The sequence below is a fragment of the Nocardia rhizosphaerae genome (genome assembly GCF_042650365.1).
Taxonomy (GTDB): Bacteria; Actinomycetota; Actinomycetes; order Mycobacteriales; family Mycobacteriaceae; genus Nocardia; species Nocardia rhizosphaerae.
In genome coordinates, this window is sequence record NZ_JBHSBA010000003.1 from 733,599 (window position 1) to 749,283 (window position 15,685).

Here is a 15,685-nt window from a genome sequence, read left to right on the forward strand (position 1 = left end):
TTCAGCCGACCAGGGGCGTCCCCTGCGTCGTCTCGTGATCGTCGAGTCCCCGACGAAGGCCCGTAAGATCGCGCCCTACCTGGGTCGCAACTACACGGTCGAAGCCTCGGTGGGCCACATCCGCGACCTGCCGCGCGGCGCGGCCGACGTTCCCGCCAAATACAAGGGGCAGTCCTGGGCGCGCCTCGGCGTCGACGTCGACCACGACTTCGAGCCGATCTATGTGGTCAGCCCGGACAAGAAGGCCAAGGTCTCCGAGCTCAAGAGCCTGCTGGCCGACGCCGACGAGCTCTACCTCGCCACCGACCCCGACCGCGAGGGCGAGGCCATCGCGTGGCATCTGCTCGAGACGCTCAAGCCGAAGGTGCCGGTCCGCCGGATGGTCTTCCACGAGATCACCGAGCCCGCCATCCTCGCCGCCGCGGCCGACACGCGCGACCTCGACAACGACCTGGTCGATGCCCAGGAAACCCGCCGCATCCTGGACCGGCTCTACGGTTACGAAGTGAGCCCGGTGCTGTGGAAGAAGGTCATGCCGCGGCTCTCGGCAGGCCGCGTGCAGTCGGTCGCTACCCGCGTCATCGTGCAGCGGGAGCGCGAGCGGATGGCCTTCCGGTCGGCCGAGTACTGGGACATCGCCGCCAAGCTCGACGCGGGCGTCGACGAGAACTCCGATTCGGCCAACCCGCGTACCTTCGGTGCTCGCCTGGTGCAGGTCCAGGGCGACCGCGTCGCCTCCGGCCGTGACTTCGGCTCCGACGGTCAGCTCAAGACCGCCTCCGGAGTCGTTGTGCTCGACGAGGCGTACGCGCGCCGCCTCGCCGAGGCGCTCGACGGTGCCGACCTGGTGGTTTCCTCCGCCGAGGCCAAGCCGTACTCGCGCAAGCCGTATCCGCCGTTCATGACCTCCACGCTGCAGCAGGAGGCGGGCCGCAAGCTGCGCTTCTCCTCCGAGCGCACGATGCGGGTTGCGCAGCGGCTGTACGAGAACGGCTACATCACCTACATGCGTACCGACTCGACCACGCTGTCGGAGTCGGCCATCGCCGCCGCGCGTTCGCAGGCCACGCAGCTCTACGGCGCGGAGTACGTCTCGCCGACGCCACGGCAGTACACCCGCAAGGTCAAGAACGCGCAGGAAGCGCACGAGGCGATCCGCCCGTCGGGTGACACCTTCATGACGCCGGGCCAGCTGGCGTCCAAGGTCGACCAGGACGAGTTCCGGCTCTATGAGCTGATCTGGCAGCGCACCGTGGCCTCGCAGATGGCCGACGCCCGAGGCACCACACTGACCCTGCGGATCACCGGCACCGCGCGGACCGGCGAGGAATGTGTGTTCTCGTCTTCGGGCCGCACCATCACCTTCCCTGGCTTCCTCAAGGCCTATGTGGAGAGTGTCGACGAGGAGGCGGGCGGTCAGTCCGATGACGCCGAATCCCGTTTGCCCGCGCTGGAAGAGGGGCAGGGCGTCACGGCGGTCGAGCTCACGCCGGACGGGCACAGCACCAATCCACCAGCGCGCTATACCGAAGCGTCGCTGATCAAGACGCTCGAGGAGCTCGGCATCGGCCGTCCCTCGACGTATTCCTCGATCATCAAGACGATCCTCGACCGTGGCTACGTGTACAAGCGCGGCAGCGCGCTGGTGCCGTCGTGGGTGGCGTTCGCGGTGGTCGGTTTGCTGGAGGCGTACTTCGGCAGGTTGGTCGACTTCGACTTCACCGCGGCCATGGAAGACGATCTCGACGCCATCGCCGGTGGCCGTGAACAGCGCGGAAACTGGTTGTCCAGCTTCTACTTCGGTGGCGATCACGGCGCCGAGGGATCGGTTGCGCGGTCGGGTGGTCTGAAGAAGATGGTCGGCGAGCAACTCGACGACATCGACGCCCGCGAAGTGAACTCGATCAAGATGTTCGTCGACGACCAGGGCCGCGATGTGGTGGTCCGGGTCGGCCGGTTCGGTCCGTACCTGGAGCGTATGGTCGTCAATCCCGATGACCCGGACGGTGATCCGGTCTCCCAGCGCGCGAACCTGCCCGACGATCTGCCGCCGGACGAGCTGACCCCCGAGGTCGCCGAGAAGCTGTTCGCGACGCCGCAGGAGGGCCGTTCGCTCGGTGTCGATCCGGTGTCCGGCAACGAGATCGTCGCCAAGGAGGGACGTTTCGGCCCGTACGTCACCGAGGTGCTGCCCGATCCGCCCGCGCCCGATCCGGCCGCGGCACCGGCGAAGAAGACGGCCAAGAAGGCCGCCGAGGTCAAGCCGCGCACCGGGTCGTTGTTCAAGTCGATGGATCTGGCGACCATCACCCTCGACGACGCGCTCAAGCTGCTGTCGCTGCCGCGTGTGGTCGGCAACGATCCCACCTCCGGCGAAGAGATCACCGCGCAGAACGGGCGCTACGGCCCGTATCTGAAGAAGGGCACCGATTCGCGGTCGCTGGCGACCGAGGACCAGCTGTTCAGCGTCACCCTCGACGAGGCGCTGAAGCTCTATGCCGAGCCGAAGCGGCGCGGGCGGCAGGCGGCCAGCGCGGCGCCGCTGCGGGAACTCGGCAACGACTCGGCCACGGGAAAGCCGATGGTGATCAAGGACGGACGCTTCGGACCGTATGTCACCGACGGTGAGACCAATGCCAGCCTGCGCAAGGGTGACGAGGTCGAGTCGATCACCGACGAGCGTGCCTCCGAGCTGCTCGCCGATCGCCGGGCGCGCGGTCCGGTGAAGAAGGCGGCGAAGAAGACGCCCGCGAAGAAGACGGCCAAGAAGGCGCCGGCGAAGAAGACCGCGGCCAAGTCCACCGCGACGAAGACCGCCACCAAGACGGCGGCCAAGAAGACCGCGGCGAAGAAGACCGCGGCCAAGAAGGTGCCCGCCAAGAAGACGGCGGCGAAGTCCGCTGGTACCGAAGGGGATTGATCGAGTCGGTACGCAGCCTGCGCGTCGCCTGGCGGATTGCGATGAAGTCCGCTGGTGCCGAAGCGGACTCGCCGGTCGGCACGCTACGCAGTTCGAATCGGACTGGTCGGACTGGGCCACGCTGCGCAACCACTCGAGCTGCCGAGCGTCCCTATCACGACAGATCGACGGGTTTGTGAACGGTCAGCGCGGGCACCGCAGCGGTGGTATCCGGGATCGCTGTCGGACCTCGCGGCTAGGGTGTAGCGCGTGGCAGGAGTCTTCGATCGACTGGTCGGCCAGGACGTGGTCGAGGCCGAGCTGACCGCTGCCGCGACGGCGGCGCGGGCCGGGGTGGTCACCGGCGCGATGACGCATTCGTGGCTGTTCACCGGGCCGCCGGGGTCGGGCCGGTCGGTCGCCGCGCTGTGCTTCGCCGCCGCGCTGCAGTGCACCGACCCCGAGACCGTCGGCTGCGGGAAATGTCATGCGTGCACGACGACCATGGCCGGTACCCACGGCGACGTGCGCCGCGTCGTCCCCGAGGGCCTGAGTATCAGCACCAAGGAGATGCGCGAGATCGTGCAGGTGGCCTCGCGCCGCCCGAGCACGGGCCGCTGGCAGGTGGTGGTGGTCGAGGACGCCGACCGGCTCACCGAGGCAGCGGGCAATGTGCTGCTGAAGGTCGTGGAGGAGCCGCCGGACCGCACGGTGTTCCTGCTGTGTGCGCCGTCGGTAGATCCCGAGGACATTTCCGTCACCCTGCGCTCGCGCTGCCGGCATGTCCACCTGGTGACACCGTCGGTGCCCGCCATCGCGCAGGTGCTGCGCGAACGCGACCAGCTCGACGCCAAGACCGCCGAGTGGGCGGCCTCGGTGAGCGGCGGACACGTCGGCCGGGCCAGACGGCTGGCGACCGACGAGGACGCCCGCGGCCGCCGTCAGCGCGCGCTGGCCCTGGTCGGCGCGACGGAGCGGCCAGGCGCGGCCTACGCCGCCGCCGACGCGCTGGTCAAGTCGGCCGACGACGAAGCCAAGCAGATGAGCGCCGAACGCGACGACCGCGAACGCGACGAACTCGCCACCGCTCTCGGCGCCGGCGGCACCGGCAAAGGCGCGGCTTCGGCCACCCGCGGCTCGGCAGGCGTGCTGAAGGAACTGGAACGCCGCCAGAAGTCGCGCGCCACCCGCACCGGCCGCGATGCCCTGGACCGCGCCCTCATCGACGTAGCCGGCATGTACCGCGACGCCCTCGCGATGCGCTTCGCGGGCCGCGGCGTCCCCATCACCCTCACACACCCCGACATGGCCGACGAGATTACCGACCTCGCCACCAAGGTCCGCCCCGAGGGCCTGCTCCGCAGCATCGACGCCGTCCTCGAATGCCGCGAAGCCCTCGACCTGAACGTCAAACCCCGCTTCGCCGTCGCCGCCATGGTCGCCACCCTCATCGCCGCCCGCTCCACCTGACCACCCGTTTTCGCGTTCTGCCCCCACCCGCGATAGACTCTCGACGCCTGACGGCACGCCGCCTTAGCTCAGTCGGTAGAGCGCTTCACTCGTAATGAAAAGGTCGGGGGTTCGATTCCCCCAGGCGGCTCCACGAAAAGGGTCTCTGACATGCACAACGTGTGTCAGGGACCTTTTTGCTGGTCGAACGAAGATTCGATGTGCGTGCAGTATGCGTGTCGGCGTCACTGAACAGGCGTTCGAGGACTGCCCAGCGCCTGCACGCGCCGGGTGGCGGAAACTGCGAGCTTGAGCGCTCGGAGAGACTGCCGATCCTGCTTGGTTGGGGCGGCGAGACGACTGAAATCCACACCCGCCCGTATCGCGTCGGCGATGAGCTTTGACGGGTCCTCGATCTTGGCTCGATCCCGGAATGCCAGCATCGGGTTCGCTGCGGTCCACCATTGCGCGGTCATGGCGCGAATCATAAGAATGTGGGTTTGACCGGAGGAGATGCCGCGCTGAGCGTGTCTGTGAGCATCTGTGCATAACTCGCGCGACAGTGTGTGTCGGTACGAACGTGCGGGCGCGTACGGACGAACCTAGACGCTCTTGCGCGTCCTCGGGATGAACGCGGTCACGTTGTCGGCGGATGTCTGGGCCACGTCCTCGAACATGGAAACGTAGACCTCCATCGTCAGCTTCATGTCGGCGTGCCCCAAGGTCTCTTGAACGGTCTTCGGATCGGAGCCCGACGCGATCATGAGCGACCCGGCGGTGTGGCGAACATCGTGCAGCCGGATCGGTGGCAGGTCGGCGGCTGCGGCAAGGCGCTTGAACAGCTTGGTGAACTGGTTCGGGTCCAAGTCGCGCCCATCCTCGCGGGTGAAGATTCGGTCAGTCTTGGTGTACGCCTCGCCCCACTCCAGCCGTTCGCGTTTCTGCGCAGCGCGGTACGCCTTCAGGAGCGAATCGTTCGTGGTGCCGAGGGCTACGGTGCGGTCGCCAGCATCTGACTTGGGCGTGTCCTCGATGACGCCGGACGGGCTATGCACCAACTGACTTTCGATCGTCACGGCCTTGTTGTCCCAGTCGATATCCGGCCAGTCCAAGCCGAGCGATTCGCCACGACGAAGACCGCGCGTACCCAGGATGTGCCAGAGGGCGTAGAGGCGGTCACCTTCGACGGCATCGAGGAATGCGCCCAGGTGATCGGCACGCCAGACCATGACCGTGGAGGGTGTGGGCGCTTCACGTCGTGCCTGCCTCGGGGTCCGGCCTTCTTCGATGAGCTTGGCAATGGCGTCACGCCAAGCCTTTTCGCGTGCCTTGGTCCAGACGAGCGCCTTGGGTGGCTTGCCTGATGGGAGCTTGACGAGCTTGGCGACGTTCACTGTGACGAGACCCTCACGCAGGGCATCGCTGAGGCAGCTACGGAGCATCGCGCGCATTCGTTGCATGGCAGACGGTCCGGTGACGCGAGCCTTGATCTTGCCGCGCCGGATCTCTTCGTTGCGTTCCTCGATGTGCTCGAAAGCCGCGGTGAGGTGATGGACGCGAAGGTCGTCCAGCTTCACTCGACCGATGTACAGCCCCCATCGCACGGAGTACCGGGTGTAGTGGTCGTGGGTGTTGCCCTTCAGTTCGTGCGCCTTGCCCTTGAGCCAGGTCTCCATGTACTCCGCGACGGTCTGACGCTCGGTGACGACCACACCCCGATTCGCCTTGGCGCGCAGTTCATCGAGGGCGGCCTGTGCTTCGTCCTTGGTCGAGAATCCCGAGCGCGTGACGTTCTTCCGCTTGCCAGCCACGGTGACGCCGAGCGAGAACGCCCAGGTGCCATGATTCGCCCAGTTCCCGTTGGGACGCTTGAGCTTCGGGCACTTCTGCCCCAGCTGACGGCGCTTACCGTCCGGGCCTACTTCCGTACAGCCACACCGACGATGGACGTATCCGGTTCCTGCCATTTTCTTGCCCTTCTTGGTGGAGAAATGCGACGAGCCCCACGCATCGCGCAGGGCCCATCGGGGGGGGTGTGGAGTCAGGCGTCGATACCGCGCTGTGCGAGCCATTGCCTGAAATAGGAAGTCTCTTGTCGGCCTCCGCGTCGGGGGCGCCTCACGCAGAAAACGACGTAGTCGTCATCGTCTGTGCCATCCTTCGGGACTGCGCAGGTCCCGTAGCCGCATTCGATCGACCACGTGTCTCCGGCGTCGGTGATGGAGTCGAACGGCTGTACCGCGTATGCGTGCTCTTCTGTACGGCTGGGCTCATACCTGACGAGGGACCGCGCGGTCGGCAACTTCTCTTCGAGCCATGTACGGAAGAGCTTCGCCCGGAAGTCTGGCGGAAGTTCGTAGTAGTCAATGGAGGGTCGTTCCCGGCCCACGTGATGAATCAATACCGACTGAACGAGGCGGTTGACGATTCGGGTTTGAAGTTGGCGCGGAACCTGCGCGATGGATGTCACTGTCGTTGTCCTTCAGTCGATTTCGAGTGTCTAGGAGGCGCGTAGGCGTCTGTCGGGATTCGGTGCGTGTGCTCGTGTGGTGTCGTCACTCACTGCCCTCTGGAAGCGCGTTCTGTAGCTCGATGAGCTGGCTGTGGAGAGTGGTCAGCGTGCGGCGGTCACGGGCGACCTCGTCAGCCCGGCGCGAATTCGCTTCTGTCAGTTCATCGACCACACGCCCGATGTCGTACGCGACCTCCTTTGCTGGATTACCCGGGATGTGCAAGTCATCGAGGCTGCTCGCTGGATACTTTGTGCCGGAAGAGATTGCGATCTCATCCACACCGCTCGGCGGGGTGAAGAATGAGCCGACCGGCACGCGCAGGATCTGAGCGAATACGAACAGCTCGCTTGCGGTGAAGGCACGTTCGCCCCGCTCCGCTGCGGATATGGCTTGTCGTGGGTACGCCTTGTCGAGCGCTTCGCCGACACGTCGCCCCAACTCGGGCTGTGAGTAGCCCATGGCTTCACGAGCGATGCGGATTCGCTCACCCACTATGCGTTCGATCTTCAATCCATCCTCCTTGTGGCTGCCGTCGCGTCTTAGGGGGAACTGTACACCGTTCCTGTAACCGGACGCAAACGCTACATATTGACTTTCAATCGCGCCGTGTGCATTGTTGATGGCGACACAACATGAAAACAGCAGGTAGGAAGGTGTTTTTGAAGATGGGCATGAACGTCAGAGAAGGACAGAAACAGCTCACACAAGAGGAAGTAGACGATCAGCCGTTGATGCTGGGAGTTCCGGCGTTGGCGGCCTTGCTGGGACTGACGAAGCAGCGGGTTTACCTTCTACTCAGCGAAGGTCGGGTGGGTCTCAGGACGTACCGGATCAACAGCACCAGGCGCTTCTCCACCATCGAGGTTCTGCGATCAGTCGGGGACTACGACACGACCGAGCTCGAAGAACGGCTGATGGCAAAGCCGATGTACAGCGCGGCTGAGCTGTCCCGCATGTTCGGGCTGTCGTACAACCTCGTTAGGCCGATGCTCGAAGAGGCCGGTATCAAGGCCATCCCGATCGGTGCACACCCGCGCTATTCCACTGCGGCGATTGTGAAATGGCTGGGTGTGGAGCCCGATCGCCGTCCACACACACCGGCGTCTACGTCGAGTGAAGAACCGGGCATCTCATCGTGTGTGAAGACGAAGGGCGGCAAGCCAATTCACGCGGGTAAGCCCTATCGATACGCCGGGCGTGTCTACGACGGTGCCGACATCATCGCCATCGCTCAGTTGCTCGGTGTGGCCTGACATGCGCGCCGACAACGAATCACACGCGAACGACGGTGCCAGGCGCTCACGGCGTCTGCTGGGCGGTGGTACCGATGCTGGGTAACGCCGTGCTCGATTACGTGCTCGCGATTGTCGCTGTACCGGGCGACCAGGCGAACGAATGGCCTTACGCCGCAGCGCTCCCCATAGGTCTGGCGTTGTATCTGATCTATCCACACCGGCCCGGAGCGGGGCGAGGATGAGACGCCGCAGATACGAACCGCCTCCGCTGCAAGGAGTGACGGAACCGCCAGTGTCGGCGCTGGAATTCGCCGCGCTGTTCGTGTGTCCGGCGTGTGGAGGTAAGGCCGATCTGCTCGAGAGTCCGCGTAGCTGGGCCGTCGAGATCGACCACGCCGAGGACTGCGCGAACCCGATAGCCGCGCCGGAGTTCGACGAGCCGGACGTGGAGGACCCACGGGACCGGATCAGGTACCCGGAGCTGTTCGCCCCTCCACCCGTGGACCTCGATCACATCGACTGCCGACACGGGCCGTTAGGGCGGCTCTACTGCGAACGCAAGCGGCGATTGGCGGAGCGCGTCCGACGCGCAGAACAGGAAGCAACGAGATGACACAGGAAGAGAAGCCAATGTTCATGCGGTTCAGGTTCGACCGTGCCGCGATTGCCCACGGGACGCTATCCGCGATCTTCGGACGCACGGGCAAGGGAGCGATAGCCGCGATCGCTGGTTGCTCCACACCGGGCGACCAGTACAACAAGCCCGTTGGCAAGGCATCGTTCTTCTCGAACACGGTCAGAGGGCGACGGGAACTCGTCGCATGGTCGCAGCGAAACGAGAAGGCCGGACTCAACAGCTTCTTGAACTCTGCCCTTTGGCCGGCGTCGGCAGTGAAGGCAGAACCCAAGCCATTGGGCAGGGGCAATTACTCGCCTCTTAAGTTCTGGTGCCTCTGGTCGGACCTGGACGAGAAGCCCGGCAAGCCGATCAATCGGGAGCTGTTGCGGAAGCTCATGCGGAAGGGCTGCGTCGTCACGCACTCGGGCGGTGTGGGACCAGATGGCAGGCAGCGTATGCACATTCGGGTTCTGCTCGATGCGCCGATGGCTGACGCGGACGAGTTCCGACACCTGAATCAGTGGCTTGCCTCTGCGCTGAACGCAGACGCCAAGTTCAACGAATACAACTGGCTCACCATGCCGGAGTCTCAGCGCTTCAAGCCCGACTATCCCGCCGATGGGCGCCCCGTGTCGGTCGTCAGGGTAGAGGACGAGAAGCGTTGGTCTAGGGCCGAGTTGGAGGCGTTGTTCGCCGAGTATGCACCCGAGGTGGCAGCACCGACCGTATCTACAGATGTCGCGGCAAGTGCGCCGAAGCCCGCGCGTGGCCTGCTCAAGGGCGCGCTGTACCGAGACCTGCGCGACGCGGCCGACAACGCGAGCGACCGATCAGGGGCTGCGTTCGCCGTGATGAAGGTATGCGTCCGGGCCGAGTTGGACATCGACACAGCCGCGGGCATCCTCTGGCACGCAAGGAGCACCGAACGTGCGCGGGAGAAGTACGACGGCAGCGAAGCAAAGATGCTCGGCGACGTTACGCGCATGTGGCCGAGGGCAATTGCCGCTGTAGCTGCTGAGGCGGACGTACCTCAGAAGAAGCCCAAAGCTGACCGCGCCGAAGGCTGGACGCTCGATGAGCTGATGCGGGTTACGTTCCCGGCTCTCAGGTTCATTGCAGAGGGCTTGGTCACCGAGGGCCTTGCGCTGATCGTCGCGTCCCCGAAGACAGGTAAGTCGTTCTGGCTGCTGGAACTGGCGCTCTCCGTAGCCCAGGGCGTGCCTGCGTTCGGGAGCATCCACACCGCGCCCGGAGAGGTGTTGTATCTGAACCTCGAAGGCGGTGGCGGACGAAGCATCCAGTCACGGGTCAAGGTACTTACTGCGACTAACGCACCCAAGCCCATTCATCAGATCCACTTCAAGACCGAGTGGGACAGCATGAACGACGGTGGTATCGAGGCGCTGGATGACTGGCTGACGGAACACCCGGACTGCACGCTGGTCGTGGTCGATACCTTGGCAGCCTTCAAGGGTGAGCCCCGGTCGAAGTCAAGCGATCCGTTCGCCGCCGACTACGGACCGGCTAAGCAGTTGTCGGACCTCGCGCACAAGCACCGTTGCGCTATCGCTGTTGCCCACCACGACCGCAAGGCGGAGTCGGACGACTTCGTAGATTCCATCTCGGGTACCAAGGGCCTCACCGCTGCGGCTGACGTGCTGATCATCTTGCGCCGCGCCAGGAACAAGCCCGAGGGGCGAATGCTTCTCGTAGCTCGCGAGATGGAGGGCAACGACTGGAACGTCTTGTTCGAGGACGGGCGTTGGCGGATCGCCGACGAGATCGAACTGGAAGAGGCGAAGGGGACAGCGAAAGGAAAGGTCTTGAAGGCGTTGGGTTTCGATACCTTGACCGCGCACGAGGTCCACACCCGAATCATCGAGGCTGGCGATCAGATGTCGCCTGGCAACGTCTCAACCACACTGAGTCGACTTCGGGACGACGGGCTGGTCGTCAGGAAGGGCAACACCTACTCGCGTGCGTGATGCGCGCATGAGGCGTGCGGGCGCATTATGCGCGTGCGTCACGTCATGCGCGACGTATCGGTGTAAAAGTGTAAATAGAACCTTCTGTAATTTTGAAAGCAAGACAGGTCTGTCGTTTTACACATTTACAGTCATACACCGGGTTCGCGCGTGACACGTACGCAGTCTGCGCTCCCATGTGATGCGCATGACATGACGCGAGTAAGACGTTTCGCGCGAAAAAGTGAAGAAACCGATAACGCTCACAGATTAAAGAGGGTTACCTACGCGAGAAAGGGAAAAGGCAATGCCGACTATCGAGATCGACCTTACGAAGGTGTACAGCCGTCATAGGTGCGGGCGGGTACATCGCACAGCTAGGGCATTCATGAAGTGTGTAATTCCACGGGCGGTGTGGATACAGGGCGAGGGTCCGTATGCGCTCATCGCGTGGTGTGGAGTTCCAACGGTTAGTTTGCACAAGACCCGCAAACTCGCGGAGTTCTTTGAGGAACAGATCGACCGCTACGCCTGCGGGCATATGTGCAAAGGTGATCACACCATCGTTCGGGTGAAGCTCGATTGAACGGCAATAAAGTGCAGTCATGGTAATTATCTGACGTTACCGTCCGCCTCGGCATCATCTGTGATTTCAAGATCCGCCATCGATTTTTTCGGAGGGCTCCACGTCCCAGTTGCGTAGTCGATCAGCCGCTTTAGCCTGTCAACGGGCCATTGGTCGAATTTTTGCTCGGACTTCCACCCGCATGAGACACATTCATCGTGGAGTAGTGTACCGAAATGGCCTTCGCGCTCGACGGCACCACTGCTTTCTTCCACAACTTGGTATGAGTCGCAGGCCGGGCACCGTTGCATCTCAGCCTGATCGTGACGGATGCGCAACAGCGTAAAAAGTCTCATGAGTTGTTGAGTTGCGCCAAGAACTATCTCGGCATCCAATTCGGAAGCCTTAGCGTAGTGCTGTAACCACACGGTTAGATCCCACGTCTTATCTGCAAGTGCTTTGAGGTAGGCGCGAGGTTTGCTATTCGCCGTAAGGCTGTTCGCGAAGATTCCGAACCACGCCTTGGCGTTAGCCACTTGTGGTCGTTCTCCCTCAAAGTGAACCCAATCCGCATTCATGTTCTCGCGGACTAATGCCAACACAGCCTCACGGCAACGTATGCCTACGGCCTGAAAATCCTCGGACTCTTCCGCTTCTGCCATCGCATCAACCGCCCCCGCGTACCGACGCCACGACTTGGCAACGTGTTCCACCTGTTCATCGTTTGGCTCAACATTGAATTGCTCCTGAAGAACGAGGTTAAGGCCAAGGTGGTATGTGAAAACCTGATCAAGACTTTTGAAGTCTTCCTGTGCGTATAGATTGGTCATGTTCGTGATGACCCACCATCGCTGGCCACTCGACATCCAAACGTCGTAAAGGTCATGACTCTGACGCAGGACTCTACGTCGGCCAACCTTTTGAACTAACGAAACTTCATCCTCGGATTCCGGCGGTGTTTGGGAAGTCACATACTGGCGAATCTCGCGTTCTTCCATTTCAGTCATTGTGGGCATAGTCGCTAGTATTACATCTAGCCAACATTATGTCGAGTCTGCTTACGTCCAAACGGCATCGAAGTTCGGTCCTCAGTGCCGGCTGTGTCGTCTAACTAATCATTAGATGAGTGGGACTCATGCACAGGAAGGGCGCTGTGTGATGAGACTGTGCGTGGGTCCGATTCAACTGGTGTAGCGGGCGATATGACGTCTGTGAACGATGCGACCGTGTGATTTATCGCGCCACGGTATTACAGGCGCTGTACGGACCTGCTGGCGCTCACTATGTGCGCCTGCTCGGCGCGTGATGTCGGCGACGACGTGCGCGAGAGGCTATGTCAGCCGAATTGCGTAACGGGGGTGTGGGAAATGGTGGCTTTATGCGTGCGCCAATGTCAGATCTTGGCGGAAAGGCTTAAATTCCGAACCCATCAATTTCGGTGAACGATCGCCTGTCGTCGCGCCTGCCTGCGAGTTAGGAAAACTCAGGGGTTTGGATTCGATTATCTTTATGTAATCATCCTGTCAATGGCGCGTGCCGCCGCGCGTCATTCGGAGGAAACCCGGAAGGAAAGTCAAATGAAGGTTCGCGCCCATCGAGTATTCGATCTGGACCTGAGATTGCCGAAGTCGACGGATGTGGCCTATCGGGTCGAGGGGATGGATTGCCTGTTCCTCGGTCACGCTGACGACTTCTGTCCGGACTGCTCCAATCCGGCGCTGAGCCTGGACCTTTCGAAGCCGCCGAACGAAATGGTCTACATGCTGTGGCACGACGAGATGTGCCCGTTGAGTCCGGTTGCCAAGGCTCGAAATCGTGAGGTCGCCTTTCGCTGACACCGAGGGCGATCCATCGTCAGTGGTAAACGTCAGCGGGTAGGACCGCTGGGGAAGGGGAAAAGGAAATGGAAAAGAAGCAATTGACACGGGCTGATCTCGCGAAGATGACGCCCGAGGAAATCGTCAAGGCTCAGAAGGAAGGCCGCTTGGTCGACGTGCTGAGCGGCAAGAAGAAGTATCCCGCCAGTGCGGCGTAAGGCTCACGCATCGCGATAGCGGGTGTGGGTAAGGATCGACCGATGCTCGCGGATAGCGCTGTCGCCGCAATGGCAAGGTGCGCAAGCGATTCGGTGAGTCCCTGAACGACTGAACACATCAACTCAGCGGGTAGAGCCGCTGCCACCGAAAGGGGAAATCAAATGTCCGTTCTCGAAGAGTTGAAGGCCCGCGTCATTGCGGGAGATACCAAGGTGAAGCCTGCCGACCTCGCGAATGCTCGCGGGGCTGACGAACTGGCCGTACTCCAGGCGCAGGCCGCAGAACGCGAGGTCAAGGAGAAGGCCGCCGCTGAACACCGGGCCAAGGTGGCTGAATTCCTAAAGGAGTACGAGGAATTCATGACCACGGACGTCGATCCCCTGCGCGAGGCGTATGCCGCTCTGGTCGTTGCGGTTGCGGATCTCCACACGCTTGTGGAGGAACACCACAAGAAGCAGTCCGACATCAAGGCGAAGGCCGCTCGGCTGGGCCTGAACAACCATCCTCGGACAGGAGCGCCGATTCCCCACCACGCGCCCGTTCGTGAAGATGCGGAGCGGTGGAGGACTCAGTTCGTGAGCGGGGACTACATCAAACTCGCGGTGGAGGAAGGCAAGCGCGGATTTGTGCCAGGGCGCGGCAAGGCCGTCTCCCACGTGCTTCACACCCCCGAGCGCCGGGAAGAGCTTCGTTCGCTTCCGTCGGGGACCAACCTGAAGCAGGTCGGTATCGAGATGCGCGACCGGATGCTGAACGAAGCGCTGGAAAGCGAGTAAGACCGTGCTCCCGTGACGCCGCCCACGGGGCACACCCAACACGAAAGGGGAAAGACGATGGGAACCGGACGAGGCAACGTCGCGGGTGCGAAGGCACGCCGGGCCAAGGCCGTACGGATGAAGATCGAGGGCGCGAGTTACGCCGAAATCAGGGTGGCGTGTGGATACAACTCGCTCAAGTACACCCGTGAGGAAGTGCGCGACGGGCTCAAGGCGTATTGGGCTCAGGACTTCGAGGAGAAGCAACAGCTGTTGGCCCTGGCGATGGGTCGTCTCGACCGCGCGCAGCGAGTGGCTATGAAGCTGATTCTGAACCCCGACGTAGACGCACGCGATCGGGCGAAGGCGATGGATTCCCTGACAGCGCTGCTGAACCGCCAGGCGCGATTCCAGGCTCTCGACGCCAAGCCCACGGCTGATGATGACGGCAACGCTGTCGATCTGTGGCTTATCGAGGTTGGCGGACAGGCCGAGCGACCCACTGAGTTGTCCGACGCCGACGAGGACGAGCCGGAATATGAGGACGGCGACGAAGACCTGGACGACGAGGACGACGAATAGACCTGGGATGTCGAGCAGCCGACATTCCGCCCAGCCCCCTGACAGGGCTTGTTTCCCCATTCACCTGTCAGGGGGCTTTCTCGTTGCTACCAGATGAGGAGGAACAGATGGTCGAGCGTGCCGAGGTCAGGAAGCGCCGTGCGAAAGCCCTTGCGATGCGCGAACGCGGGGCGGGTGTGGACGAGATACGCGAAGCACTCGGGTACAGCACGAATCGCCTTGTCCGACATGACATCCGTAAGGCGCGCGAGGACGCTGCCGCTGTGCGCGTACGCGATCCGCTCGTGGGCGGGCTCCCAGTAGACGTTCTGGCGTCTCGTGATCGTCGCGTGCATGGATTCATCGCGCAACGTGCGCGGATGCGTGAGAATCGCCTTGAGGATCTGCTACGTGCATCTGGGATGAGCGTTGCGCAAATGTCGGTCGAGCGGTTGTGCGGACGGGCTACTTGGCTACTCGAAAAGTACGACGCCTGACGGTCAGATATCCAGAGAGCCCGGTGCCCACGCAGTTACCTGGCCAAGCTGTATCCGCAGGTAGTCATGCGTAATCGTTTGCTGCGTCCCGGCCATCAAGCACCGTGCATTCTTGAGGTGGATTTTGGTGGTGGTGCGGTGTCCTTGGTGAAGCTCGTCATCCATCGACTTGTTGACGTCGGCTGCGGCAAACGGGTCGAACATGGCCGATGCGTACAGTTCCGCGACCTTGGCCTGCATCTCGTCCCCGGAGGTGGCTGCAAAGTCCCGCGCACGTTGCGCCGCGTTCTCGAAGAATTCCTTACCTGAGATGACCAACCCTGTTGCGATACCCCAGGGCATGTACAGGGTCACCATCCCGGAAAGCGCCCCCTTGTCGCGGGCGTAGTCCGCCATCAGCTGAAGGCAGGTATCGGGCGCTGCGTGCCAATCCACAGTCGTGGTGAAGTCCGGCATCTCTGGGCGGTCGGGAGTTGGCTCGGCTGCGTCGGTCTGATCAGAAGTCATGGAGCACAGCGTATCGACAGCTACCGACACCTACGCACGATCTGCGCACACAGGCTCCGACGTGCGGTGTGGGACCGCTCATCTG

Annotated in this window: 16 protein-coding genes and 1 tRNA gene; 10 read left to right on the forward strand and 7 right to left on the reverse strand. The window is 62.7% G+C overall.

Annotated elements, in window-relative coordinates; genetic code table 11:
* Window positions 1-34 precede the first annotated feature (34 nt).
* From topA to ACFOW8_RS04980, 3 genes are all read left to right on the forward strand, one after another.
* Entirely contained in the window at window positions 35-2,920 is a 2,886-nt protein-coding gene (gene topA / locus ACFOW8_RS04970) for a type I DNA topoisomerase (RefSeq protein ID WP_378548487.1), read from the forward strand.
* Between the two features lie 249 nt (window positions 2,921-3,169).
* Window positions 3,170-4,369, forward strand: a complete 1,200-nt coding sequence (locus tag ACFOW8_RS04975; protein ID WP_378546070.1) for a DNA polymerase III subunit delta' — start codon at window positions 3,170-3,172, stop codon at window positions 4,367-4,369.
* A gap of 57 nt (window positions 4,370-4,426) precedes the next feature.
* Window positions 4,427-4,502, forward strand: a tRNA-Thr gene (locus ACFOW8_RS04980).
* Window positions 4,503-4,593: 91 nt separating this feature from the next.
* On the opposite strand, the gene ACFOW8_RS04985 is transcribed toward ACFOW8_RS04980, so the two are convergent.
* The 4 genes from ACFOW8_RS04985 to ACFOW8_RS05000 form a co-directional block, all read right to left on the reverse strand.
* Entirely contained in the window at window positions 4,594-4,824 is a 231-nt protein-coding gene (locus ACFOW8_RS04985; protein WP_378546073.1) for a hypothetical protein, read from the reverse strand.
* 126 nt (window positions 4,825-4,950) lie between these two features.
* A complete protein-coding gene (locus ACFOW8_RS04990) occupies window positions 4,951-6,315 on the reverse strand; it encodes a tyrosine-type recombinase/integrase (protein ID WP_378546076.1) in 1,365 nt (454 codons plus the stop codon).
* 74 nt (window positions 6,316-6,389) lie between these two features.
* Window positions 6,390-6,818 (reverse strand): hypothetical protein, encoded by a 429-nt coding sequence (locus ACFOW8_RS04995; RefSeq protein WP_378546079.1) that lies wholly within the window; start codon window positions 6,816-6,818, stop codon window positions 6,390-6,392.
* Window positions 6,819-6,903: 85 nt separating this feature from the next.
* The gene (locus ACFOW8_RS05000) at window positions 6,904-7,371 is read right to left on the reverse strand and encodes a helix-turn-helix transcriptional regulator (RefSeq protein WP_378546082.1); all 468 of its coding nucleotides are present in this window, start codon (window positions 7,369-7,371) and stop codon (window positions 6,904-6,906) included.
* 155 nt (window positions 7,372-7,526) lie between these two features.
* Between ACFOW8_RS05000 and ACFOW8_RS05005 the strand changes: the two genes are divergently transcribed.
* From ACFOW8_RS05005 to ACFOW8_RS05015, 3 genes are all read left to right on the forward strand, one after another.
* Window positions 7,527-8,114: a hypothetical protein gene (locus ACFOW8_RS05005; RefSeq protein ID WP_378546085.1), complete on the forward strand. Its 588-nt coding sequence runs from the start codon at window positions 7,527-7,529 to the stop codon at window positions 8,112-8,114.
* Between the two features lie 259 nt (window positions 8,115-8,373).
* Entirely contained in the window at window positions 8,374-8,709 is a 336-nt protein-coding gene (locus ACFOW8_RS05010; protein WP_378546088.1) for a hypothetical protein, read from the forward strand.
* Window positions 8,706-10,700 (forward strand): AAA family ATPase, encoded by a 1,995-nt coding sequence (locus ACFOW8_RS05015; RefSeq protein ID WP_378546091.1) that lies wholly within the window; start codon window positions 8,706-8,708, stop codon window positions 10,698-10,700. The genes ACFOW8_RS05010 and ACFOW8_RS05015 overlap by 4 nt, the downstream gene beginning before the upstream one ends.
* A 591-nt stretch (window positions 10,701-11,291) precedes the next feature.
* Here ACFOW8_RS05015 and ACFOW8_RS05020 read toward each other — a convergent pair.
* Window positions 11,292-12,251: a hypothetical protein gene (locus tag ACFOW8_RS05020; protein ID WP_378546094.1), complete on the reverse strand. Its 960-nt coding sequence runs from the start codon at window positions 12,249-12,251 to the stop codon at window positions 11,292-11,294.
* A 519-nt stretch (window positions 12,252-12,770) separates the two neighbouring features.
* On the opposite strand from ACFOW8_RS05020, the gene ACFOW8_RS05025 reads away from it, so the two are divergent.
* The 4 genes from ACFOW8_RS05025 (at window position 12,771) to ACFOW8_RS05040 (ending at window position 14,617) form a co-directional block, all read left to right on the forward strand.
* Window positions 12,771-13,079 (forward strand): hypothetical protein, encoded by a 309-nt coding sequence (locus ACFOW8_RS05025; protein WP_378546097.1) that lies wholly within the window; start codon window positions 12,771-12,773, stop codon window positions 13,077-13,079.
* A 68-nt stretch (window positions 13,080-13,147) separates the two neighbouring features.
* Entirely contained in the window at window positions 13,148-13,279 is a 132-nt protein-coding gene (locus tag ACFOW8_RS05030) for a hypothetical protein (protein ID WP_378546100.1), read from the forward strand.
* Window positions 13,280-13,441: 162 nt separating this feature from the next.
* Window positions 13,442-14,056: a hypothetical protein gene (locus ACFOW8_RS05035; protein WP_378546103.1), complete on the forward strand. Its 615-nt coding sequence runs from the start codon at window positions 13,442-13,444 to the stop codon at window positions 14,054-14,056.
* A 57-nt stretch (window positions 14,057-14,113) separates the two neighbouring features.
* Window positions 14,114-14,617 carry a hypothetical protein gene (locus ACFOW8_RS05040; protein WP_378546106.1) on the forward strand — a complete coding sequence of 168 codons (504 nt, stop codon included), beginning with the start codon at window positions 14,114-14,116 and terminating at the stop codon, window positions 14,615-14,617.
* Window positions 14,618-14,703: 86 nt separating this feature from the next.
* On the opposite strand, the gene ACFOW8_RS05045 is transcribed toward ACFOW8_RS05040, so the two are convergent.
* The gene (locus ACFOW8_RS05045) at window positions 14,704-14,952 is read right to left on the reverse strand and encodes a hypothetical protein (RefSeq protein ID WP_378546109.1); all 249 of its coding nucleotides are present in this window, start codon (window positions 14,950-14,952) and stop codon (window positions 14,704-14,706) included.
* Window positions 14,953-15,096: 144 nt separating this feature from the next.
* Window positions 15,097-15,600, reverse strand: a complete 504-nt coding sequence (locus tag ACFOW8_RS05050; RefSeq protein WP_378546112.1) for a hypothetical protein — start codon at window positions 15,598-15,600, stop codon at window positions 15,097-15,099.
* Between the last annotated feature and the right edge of the window lie 85 nt (window positions 15,601-15,685).